This window comes from Acinetobacter sp. 18QD2AZ41W, assembly GCF_009829025.1.
GTDB lineage: Bacteria > Pseudomonadota > Gammaproteobacteria > Pseudomonadales > Moraxellaceae > Acinetobacter > Acinetobacter pseudolwoffii.
This window is the reverse complement of sequence record NZ_WURP01000024.1, coordinates 1-7,517: the sequence shown is the minus strand read 5'-3', so window position 1 is coordinate 7,517 and position 7,517 is coordinate 1. Positions and strand designations below refer to the sequence as shown.

Sequence of the window (7,517 nt, the reverse complement as noted above, 5' to 3'; positions counted from 1 at the left end):
GAGAACCGCAAAGATGCCCGAACCGCTAGAGAATGGGTGATTGCCCTGCCTGATGAATTAGACGCTGATCAACGTAAAGACTTGGCAAAAGACTTTGCCAGGTCCTTAGTTGATCGCTATGGCGTGATCGCAGATTTAGCCATCCATGAACCCAGCAAAGGCGGTAACGACAAGAACCATCACGCCCATATCATGCTTACCACCCGAAAAGCTAAATTAGATACGGACAACAAACTCATTCTGACCACCAAAACCGATATTGAGTTAAGTAACGCCAAACGAAAAAGCCTTGATATGGGTACAACCCAAGAAGACATTAAGCAAATTCGGGAAACATGGGCAGACTTAGCCAACAAAGCATTGGAACGTGCAGGCTACCAAGAAAAAATAGATCATCGCAGCTATGCAGATCAAGGCAACGGACTACAAGCCACTATCCATGAAGGCACCAAAGTCACCCAATTACGTAGACAAGGCATAGAAACAGAAATCAGCCGTTTTAATGACAATGCCAAACAGCAAAACACCCAACAGCTTCACCAAGAAAAACAGCAGAAAGAAAGCGTTTTACAGCGTGGTTTACACCGTGTCGATCAAGGTTTTGATCAATGGCAGAAGAACCAAGAAAACAAACGCCTAGAACTGGAACACCAAGCAGAAATGAAACGACAGCAAGAATTAGATAAACAACGAGCCGAACAAGCACTCCGCAAGGCATCTCAAAAATTAGATAGAGGCGGATACTCGCTATGAGCAACCGAAACGATGATTTAGACGACCAGTTATATATTTTATTGGCATCCATGAAGGAATATAGAGAAGCCATAGCTGACGATAAAAAGCGATTAGAGACGTTTTACAACCAAGTCGCTAGTGGAGTGCTAGACAAGGCTGAAAAATCGCTAGAAAACGCAAATAAGAAGCATACCGGTGCATTAAACAACAGTGTTCAGGCATTAAACGAAGCTACAAACAGGCTCAACTTAAAAATTATCCTTATTTTTGCCAGCACGTTTGTGGCTGTGATGATGATGTTCATTTTAGCTATCTTCTTATACGTGCCAAGCAAAGATGAAATTGATAAACGTAGAGCTGATATGGCTGTACTAAAAAAATATCCGCTACAAATTCGAGAAAGTGATGGTGAAACACTGGTCAGAATTATGCGCAAGAACTGCTACTCGTTTGAACCGAGTAGCGTCAAAGAAAAAACCTATGACTGGTGTCAGATCGACCCTAAAAAATACTAGATGATCAGTACTTTGCTTGGTTTTTCTCACTGCTAATTAGACGACAACAGTCGCAAAGTTGCCCGACTTTGAAATATGGCGTTAGCCATATTTCAAAGTATCGAGCTTATACATTTCTATATTCTAAAGCTAAGCTGGGTAAATCTAATATTGCGTATCTATTATTATTTCTAATTGGGAAAGTAGAATACACATAATCAATAAAATCATTAAAATACATGTTTTTTGTTTTATCTATGACCAATTGAATAATACTTTCTGTGTTTTTATTTAAAGAAACTATTGGCCCATTATATACAATGATAGATTTATTATCCCCATAATAGTTCCTTGTATTTTCAATGTCGAAATAATAACTATTATTAGCCACTTCAAAAACATCATGGACATAAGGGCCATAGTGATTAAAAACCCATACTATATCTGTAGCTTGTTCACCAGTATATACGGAGTGAAACCAATCTGTTAAATATACAAGTTTAGTCAATCTAGCATCTGATAGTTCATTTTTAAAAGGATAGGATTGACAAATATACGCTACAATCATTTCTAGCTTATTTAGTTTCATTAAGCTTTCCTTCTAATTCACCAAGAAATTCAGCTTCAACATTTTGACTCTTGCTTGTTGAATCCTGAGATGTAATAAAACCATATTCCTTAAAGTTTTGAATGTAGCTGATTAAATTACTTTCATGTTGAGTACAATGTCTTTCAATTGTTCTGATTCTATTTTCATTTAAGAATCGTTCATTACACTCAAATACAATAACGCCGATAGCATCAAATCTATTAACTATAGTTTTAGCATAGTATTGACAGGGTTTCATTGTTAAATTTTTAACTTTTTCTTCTGAAAAACCATAGGTTTTACTTTGATATTCAATATATTCATGTGGAGCATTTTCGTCATAGACTGGGCAAAAATCCAGATCCATGTAAGTTGTTCTCTCCCAAGCTTTGCTTAGAACTCCACCATTAAGAATAACTTTATTAGTACTAACATTTGCTATTAATGAATTACTCGAATAACGCCCGACATAGTAAAATGCATTATCATGAAAATAATATACGGTAGCTCGTGTATGGTGCTCTCTAATATTTAGTTTTTGCATAGATGTACTTAGCCAAGTTTTAACTAATTCTCTATAACTAAATTCTAATTTCTTTTTTAGAATACTATTATCTTCTGTTGCACCTCGCATTTGTTGTTCTAAATCTAATTTTTCTTTTTCAATTTTTTCTTTTTCATTAATTAAACTAATATTATTTTTAAAAAGAGTATTATTATCTACCCAATTAAAAAACTTTGCGAGCATATATAACATAACGCCCAATCCTATTAAAAAACTAGGACTAAGAAAAAAAGTTTTTACAGACTTTAAAGAGAAATCAAAATATATTGAATATTGATCAATACCTTTAGAAGTAAGCCATGCTCCGCCAATACCTATAAAAAAAGTTGCGATAACATCTATTGCTAAATAGAAAGCTTTTTTTGAAATATTCAAGAAATTAGATATTTTTTCTGCTATTCCAACACTTTTTCCAGTAAAACCCCAAAGCATATATTAAATCTCTTACACCACAATATAACTATATATTAAATATAAGATTTTTTATATAAATAAAACCGAGCAAGTGTCTATGAGCAATAGTCATCCAAAAATTTCGGAATGGCTATCCAACTGATGCAGCTCTAAAATATCGTCACCAACAAGCCTATAGATCAAGACTAAATCAGGCTTCACATGACAATCACGACAATTCTTAAACTCTGCACCACCCTTCAAGGGATGATCTAAATATTTTTCAGGCAAAGGATTATTTGCGACTAAACAATCTAATACTTCTGCCCATTCAGCCGTAACCAGTTCTAAATAACGTCTTTTAATATCACGTTTAAAAGAACTGGTTACGATAATCTTACGTTTAGCCATGTGCTTCTTCCGACATAGCTTTAATCGCTTCTTCTACTGTTTCGTACTCGGTGTACTCACCATTTTCAATCTCTTTTAAAGATTGAAGTAACTTGGCTGCTGCTTTAGGCGTTAAAGCAGTTTCTCGCGCATAGTCAAAAGATAAAGGAATCGCTTTAGTTTTAACGATTTGATTCAAGAACAGTTTGAATGCTTGGGGCATAGTCAAACCGTAGTCTTCCAAAATAGGCGTGACTTGTTCTTTTAACTCTGCTTCTAAGCGCATATTGAAATTGACTGCGGACATGATTTCCTCACTCAAAAACCATTAAAGTAAAGATAATATAAGGCATATTCTTTACTTTTTCATTACTTTTGATGTAATAAATGGTTTCTGACAGCTGAATTTCGTATAACAACCATTATGTTAAATCGGGGTAAGCGTAAGATTATTAATACAATAGATCCAAGGTCTGATAAGTTATCTCCTTATAAAAGGAAATATAAGGAGCACTATGTTTGTATTTGAAATTATCGTTCCAGGGACTTGGCTTGACTATGAAGATTCAGATTGGACATGGAAAATTCAAAATCAACTTTATTCATTACAGTCTCAATTTTTTGAAGCTAATCTAGCATTGAATCTTTTTATATCTGCTCAGACTTCTAGATCACATTCATTTTCCAAGGATACTTGGGATGCAGATTCGAAAAGAAGACGAGAAATTAGTGAGATGTTAGAACAGGAATATATTAAACAGGGGAAAAATTATTGGGAGAGCCATGAAGAGATCAGGTTACAAACAGATATTATTTTAAAAAGAGAAAAGTGGCAGCAGGGAGCAATACCAAGAGAGTTTGAAAATAATCTTGCATTCCTTTACGCACGTGCATTTCTTTATGCATTAGATGCATTTGATAAATTTCTAGGAGTATTGAGCAGAGAAGAAAATGTACCTGAAGTTATTTCAGAACTACATAAAAAAATATCTGATATTTTCCCTGATTTAAGAGGTGTACGTAATACAGCTCAGCATTTAGAAGATCGTTCTAGAGGACTAGGAGCTGGAAGAAACCCTAAACCATTAGATTTAAAACCAATTGATAATAATTTTATAAGTGCTCCTAACGGTGGTGCATTAGTACTTAACAGCTTAAATGGTTCTAAGTACGGTTCAACTATGGCAGATGGACATTATGGAGAAGTTGATGTCTGTCCAGAATCAATGAGTCATCTACAGGAAATACTTAATAATATTTTAGGATCATTTAAGTGGCATGGTCCCAAACAGCATAAACCTAGTGTTTGAGTAGATTTGCTAAAATTAACATAATACACCTTATGCGAAATAATCTTTTTTATTTCATATAAATCATTGCCTTATCTCTTAATAGAAAGCCCAACTCAGCTGAATTGGGCTTTTTTATTCATTTTTCACGTTCCACGCCTATTCTTTGATCAATGTTTCACAACTTTGATTAGCTCCATTAAATAATTAAAACCTAGATAATAAGAACCGAGCGAGTGTCTACGAGCGATTGAGCATCATCAAAATTTCGCCCTCGCCTTTTCTCTGATTACAAGCTCCCTTTCGATTTTAAACGGTAGATACAGAGCATCCCGAATGGGTGCGAACTTTGGAGCTTTTGCTTTTCAAAAAGTATGAGCGAAGCGAATACATTATCAATGCTTTTGCTTTTAGATTTCACAAACAGGATTAACCAAAAACTGCCCCTCGAAGCGAGGAACGAGCTTCAATAGAGTACGAGCTTTAGCGAGTACATAGGGCAGTTTTAATAGTTTTTCCCTTTTTAATAGTTTTAATAGTTTTAATAGTTTTAGACAGCATGAAAGCCTTATATAGCAATACTCTTCAGCCTCATACAACGACAGATTTACCCTTATACAACGACAGATTTACCCTTATACAACGACAGATTTACCCTTATACAACGACAGATTTACCCTATATAACGACAATAAAAAATAATGTTGTTGTTTTAATTAACGCTTTTATAATATAGTGTCGTTTTATTGCAGAAAAATAATCCTTAAACCAAATGAAAAATGATCTAGTTATAAAAAGTAATACTCTTGTTGAAGCTTGCTTTAATCTCAGTTTGACTGAATATCGAATACTACATGTAGCCTTCACTGAATTAGCTGAATATGAAAGTGATAAAGGCTTATTCCACACACGAGAATTTAGAGTATATGCAAAAGATTACTCCAAGCTATTTAATACTGATGAATCCGATGCTTATAAGGTATTAAGGGATGCAAGTGAGCGATTATTTAACCGTTACTTCACGTATGATCGGGTCTATCAAAAACCTGATTTTATAGAATGTGTTAAATCGAGATGGGTACAAAAAATTAGTTATGCAGATACGCAGGGATATATTAAATTTCAGTTAGCCGATGATGTTTTTAGCATGATTGGACAACTGAAAGATTGTTTCACACGATATAGATTATCTAAAACAGCCCAATTAACGAGCGTTTATGCTATTCGCCTTTATGAAATGATGATTCAATGGCAAAGCACGAAAGTTGTTCCAGTAATAGAATTAAATACGTTAAGAGAACGCCTTGCTATTGAGGAGCATGAATATCCTAGAGTCTATGATTTTAAGAATCGTGTCTTAGACCCTGCTATTAAACAAATTAATAAATATACAGATATCACAGTAAGTTACGAACAACACAAGCAAGGACGTATCATTTCTGGGTTTTCATTTAAGTTTAAGCAAAAAAAAGACGATAAACCTAAAATTAATACTAAGCGTGACCCTAACACCCCTGACTTTTTTATAAAAATGACCGATGCACAACGCCATTTATTTGCCAATAAAATGTCAGAAATGCCTGAAATGAGTAAATATTCAAAAGGTACAGAAAGCTACCAACAATTTGCTATTCGTATCGCTGACATGCTTTTAGAGCCTGAAAAATTTAGAGAACTTTACCCATTTTTAGAGAAAGCAGGATTTAAATCATGATGCAACTGGAGAACCTAACAGCCAATTTTCAAGGCGTTCAAATTGAGTATACCGACATCGTTAATTATGAAATTGCGAGGGAGAATATCTGCGGTTATATCTTTCTATTATCCCGAATATCCCAGAATGCAGAACCCACTGAAAAAATGCAGATGGAAAGCAAAATAGAGGACTTAATTTACTATCGGGATAATTTGCAGATCAAGGATAAAGTAAATATCCAAAAAGTCTTAAATGAGCTAATTCCAGAGTATAAAGCCGAACAAGAAAAGCAAAGAGCTAAGAAAAATTAGGCTTTCTTCTTAACTTTACTTTTTTGCTTTGGCTTAACAGTAAATTGCTCTCCCAAAGCCTTGCCTTGTTTAAAAGTGACAATTTCCTTAGCTTCAATTTTAAGTTTTTCGCCAGTTTTAGGATTGTGTCCCATTCTTTCGGCACGCTGTTTTACTTCAAAAGTCCCAAAATCAACTAATCGGACATTTTTATCTTCAACCAGGGCTTCTGTAATGACTTCAAGAACAGAATTAAGAACAACTCTTGCTTCATCTTGATTAATATTTAATTTAGGTGCTAATTTGGCAATTAAATCGGCTTTATTCATAATTAATTGTCCTCAATATTTGGTAAGTCAAAAAGCTGTCGATCTCTATTTTCTGTTAAATATTCGTTGAGTTCAGCGAGTATTTTTTCTTTATTGGCTTCATTTGCCTGCATTTTCTTAATCAAGTAAGAACCGAGCAAAATTTTACGCCGAGTATCATCCTTGCGCTCCTGTTCTTTCTTTTTGGTACGTTCTCTTGCTTCAATAGCCTGTTTCTGTGCTTTTAACTGTTTCAGCTTCTCTAACTGGGCTTCAATTTTCTTTTCGATATTTTCAGCAGATTTAGTCATAACGGTTAATTTCGGAATATAGAAAACCACTCAAGCATAAGACCCTATGAATTGAAATTCAAGCGGGTAATATGCTATCGTGTTTTTCATGAAATGCGCACTTACGACTTAGATTTCATCCAAGTCAAAGTTTGCGTAAGGGGAATCCCCTTAACCCCAAAGCAAAAGCACCCCAAGGCGACTGCATGGCAATTTATCACTGTTCAACTAAAACGGTTAATCGAAGTTCGGGAAGAACTTCGGTTGCATCGAGTGCCTATCGTTCAGGGGAAAAATTGGAAGATGAACGCACAGGTCTGACCCACGACTTTACGAGAAAAGACGGTGTCGCCCATTCTGAAATTATCTCTAATTTAGATATTGAAATTGATCGTGGTGAGCTTTGGAACTTGGCAGAAAAAACCGAGAACCGCAAAGATGCCCGAACCGCTAGAGAATGGGTGATTGCCCTGCCTGA

12 protein-coding genes are annotated in these 7,517 nt (G+C 35.0%); 6 read left to right on the top strand and 6 right to left on the bottom strand.

Annotated elements, in window-relative coordinates; translation table 11 throughout:
- Positions 1-753 (top strand): MobA/MobL family protein (locus tag GVV58_RS14615; RefSeq protein WP_159516838.1); only part of this gene is annotated, 753 nt, incomplete at its 5' end.
- The gene (locus GVV58_RS14610) at positions 750-1,250 is read left to right on the top strand and encodes a hypothetical protein (protein ID WP_159516837.1); all 501 of its coding nucleotides are present in this window, start codon (positions 750-752) and stop codon (positions 1,248-1,250) included. The genes GVV58_RS14615 and GVV58_RS14610, both read left to right, overlap by 4 nt.
- 106 nt (positions 1,251-1,356) lie before the next feature.
- Here GVV58_RS14610 and GVV58_RS14605 read toward each other — a convergent pair whose 3' ends face one another.
- From GVV58_RS14605 to GVV58_RS14590, 4 genes are all read right to left on the bottom strand, one after another.
- Complete coding sequence (locus tag GVV58_RS14605) at positions 1,357-1,818, bottom strand: Panacea domain-containing protein (RefSeq protein WP_159516836.1); 462 nt, start codon at positions 1,816-1,818, stop codon at positions 1,357-1,359.
- Complete coding sequence (locus GVV58_RS14600) at positions 1,805-2,815, bottom strand: hypothetical protein (protein ID WP_159516835.1); 1,011 nt, start codon at positions 2,813-2,815, stop codon at positions 1,805-1,807. The genes GVV58_RS14605 and GVV58_RS14600 overlap by 14 nt, the downstream gene beginning before the upstream one ends.
- A 90-nt stretch (positions 2,816-2,905) precedes the next feature.
- Entirely contained in the window at positions 2,906-3,187 is a 282-nt protein-coding gene (locus tag GVV58_RS14595) for a type II toxin-antitoxin system YafQ family toxin (protein WP_001129137.1), read from the bottom strand.
- Complete coding sequence (locus GVV58_RS14590) at positions 3,180-3,473, bottom strand: type II toxin-antitoxin system RelB/DinJ family antitoxin (protein ID WP_001277151.1); 294 nt, start codon at positions 3,471-3,473, stop codon at positions 3,180-3,182. The genes GVV58_RS14595 and GVV58_RS14590 overlap by 8 nt, the downstream gene beginning before the upstream one ends.
- Positions 3,474-3,681: 208 nt before the next feature.
- Here GVV58_RS14590 and GVV58_RS14585 point away from each other — a divergent pair, with 208 nt between their 5' ends.
- The 3 genes from GVV58_RS14585 (at position 3,682) to GVV58_RS14575 (ending at position 6,462) form a co-directional block, all read left to right on the top strand.
- The gene (locus tag GVV58_RS14585) at positions 3,682-4,476 is read left to right on the top strand and encodes a hypothetical protein (RefSeq protein WP_159516834.1); all 795 of its coding nucleotides are present in this window, start codon (positions 3,682-3,684) and stop codon (positions 4,474-4,476) included.
- A gap of 751 nt (positions 4,477-5,227) precedes the next feature.
- On the top strand, positions 5,228-6,169 hold the full coding sequence (gene repM / locus GVV58_RS14580; protein ID WP_087554602.1) for a replication initiation protein RepM: 942 nt from the start codon (positions 5,228-5,230) through the stop codon (positions 6,167-6,169).
- Positions 6,166-6,462, top strand: a complete 297-nt coding sequence (locus tag GVV58_RS14575; RefSeq protein WP_159516833.1) for a hypothetical protein — start codon at positions 6,166-6,168, stop codon at positions 6,460-6,462. The genes repM and GVV58_RS14575 overlap by 4 nt, the downstream gene beginning before the upstream one ends.
- On the opposite strand, the gene GVV58_RS14570 is transcribed toward GVV58_RS14575, so the two are convergent.
- On the bottom strand, positions 6,459-6,770 hold the full coding sequence (locus GVV58_RS14570) for an HU family DNA-binding protein (protein ID WP_159516832.1): 312 nt from the start codon (positions 6,768-6,770) through the stop codon (positions 6,459-6,461). The genes GVV58_RS14575 and GVV58_RS14570 overlap by 4 nt on opposite strands.
- 2 nt (positions 6,771-6,772) lie before the next feature.
- Entirely contained in the window at positions 6,773-7,060 is a 288-nt protein-coding gene (locus tag GVV58_RS14565; protein ID WP_159516831.1) for a mobilization protein, read from the bottom strand.
- Positions 7,061-7,245: 185 nt separating this feature from the next.
- On the opposite strand from GVV58_RS14565, the gene GVV58_RS14560 reads away from it, so the two are divergent.
- Positions 7,246-7,517 (top strand): MobA/MobL family protein (locus GVV58_RS14560; RefSeq protein WP_159516830.1); only part of this gene is annotated, 272 nt, incomplete at its 3' end.